Below are 1698 nucleotides of genomic sequence, written 5' to 3'. Positions count from 1 at the left end.
GGTAACCGTTGCACAACTCTTTAGTTTTTCCGTTATTCCAAAAAATAAGATAAAAAGCAACCTCTTTTAAAGCGATTTAAAAGAGGTTGCTTTTTTGGAAGAAGAAAATATTTTGATTTTTGGAGTAGTTTAATTCACAACGATAGAGTTCGTATTTTCAATTCTGGGAAAAAACCAAAACTTCCCCTTAGGAAGGTTCATCAATTGGATGTTTCGATGCACTTTTTTGGTGATGAATTTTAAATATTTCTTCAGATTATACGTGAGAGCCGCCATCAGCACGTGTTTGTTGGCATTTTTTATTCCACGGCAATTTACTTTTTTCATGCTGTGATAATTGATCAAAGTTCCCAAAACCGGCTCTACACGGGAGCTTCGGCGTTTAGTAAGAAAGCGGGTATAATGGGGATCCCGTTTTAGTTTTTCGTGCATCGCATCGTAAAGCGGCTTGTGAATGCTGTCTTCAATCTTTTTAAATTTCGTAACCTTGCCACAACATTCGGTTCTGAGCGGACAGTTCGAGCAATTCTTCTCGCTGCTGCGATAGCTTTTCTTGTCATAACCTTTACTGTCGGTTAAAATCCGTTTAAAAGGCAAAAAAGCTTTATTGCCACCGTCTTTCTGGCATTCGTAACGGTCTTCTTCTTTGTTAAAAATAAATCCCTCACGCTCCGATTTATATTGTCCGAAGTTCGGGATGTAAGCATTAAGGCCTTTTTCTTGGCAATATTTCAAAGCCGAACCACTGCTGTAGCCTGCATCGGCTAAAACTTCATCAATTTCAAGCTTATTTTCTTTAAAATTTTCAATCGTTTGATTCATAATTTCAGGGAAAATCACCGAATCTTTGCTACCCGAACTGCTCGCACAGGCACCAACGATCACATGGTTCGCATCATCGACCGTTAATTGTCCACTGTAGTTTAACTGTCGTGCTTTACCTGGTTTTACTGAGATTTTCGCATCGGGATCGGTGGAACTGTAATGGGTGTGATTGCTCAAGTATTTTGGACGAATCTCATTGCCATCTTCGTCTTTTCTGTCGCTTTTAGTATTACCCGGCATGCCTTTGTACTCTTTCTCTTTCCATGAATGATGGCGATCCACAAGCTTTTTTCTGGTGGAAGTAGTTTTAAATTCGCTGTTTTCTTCCAGCTCGTTTACAAAAGCAGAAACATCTTCCAAAACTTCTTTTTCCACCAAAGAATCCATACTGGCATTGGCTTTAATAAATGCTGAATCTACCGCCATCCGCTTGCCGCGAACCATGCCTTTTCCTATGCATAAACTCAAAACACTGCGGAATAACTCTAAGAAAAGTTCTTCCCCAAAAAGAGATCTTGTTCTGGAAATCGTGGAATGAAACGGCAAATTTTCATTAAAATCATAGCCCAGAAAAAGGCGGATATCCAGACAATTGCTACAAAAACGAATCAAAGCGCGGTCGCTATTCATATTATTGAGATAACCAACAATCAGAATTCTAAAAAACACAACGGGATCGATGCTTTCCTGTCCGCATTTGCCGTAATAGCTTGCAGTAGCTTTATAGAGAAAATCAAGCGACAGATTTTCATTTACTTTTCGGTAAAAATTATCTTCAGGAACCATCTCATCCAAACTTTGATGGTAGAAGAGTTGCGGAGTAATTATTTTCTTTCCTTGCATGTACTAATTTATGAATAATACATTAATTAT

The 1698-nt window shown here is 38.6% G+C and carries 1 protein-coding gene; it reads right to left on the bottom strand.

Features of this window, described 5'->3' with window-relative positions:
* Positions 1-129: 129 nt before the first annotated feature.
* The gene (locus AB671_RS20695) at positions 130-1668 is read right to left on the bottom strand and encodes an IS1182 family transposase (protein ID WP_066680938.1); all 1539 of its coding nucleotides are present in this window, start codon (positions 1666-1668) and stop codon (positions 130-132) included.
* Between the last annotated feature and the right edge of the window lie 30 nt (positions 1669-1698).

It is taken from the genome of Chryseobacterium sp. BGARF1, from assembly GCF_001677955.1.
Classification (GTDB): domain Bacteria; phylum Bacteroidota; class Bacteroidia; order Flavobacteriales; family Weeksellaceae; genus Chryseobacterium.
Note: the sequence above shows the minus strand (reverse complement) of the source record. Positions and strands in the feature narration are given on the sequence as shown.

Bases quoted from the DNA above. Each gene is read 5' to 3' on its own strand.
- AB671_RS20695 (WP_066680938.1), bottom strand. From the start codon at position 1,668: ATGCAAGGAAAGAAAATAATTACTCCGCAACTCTTCTACCATCAAAGT.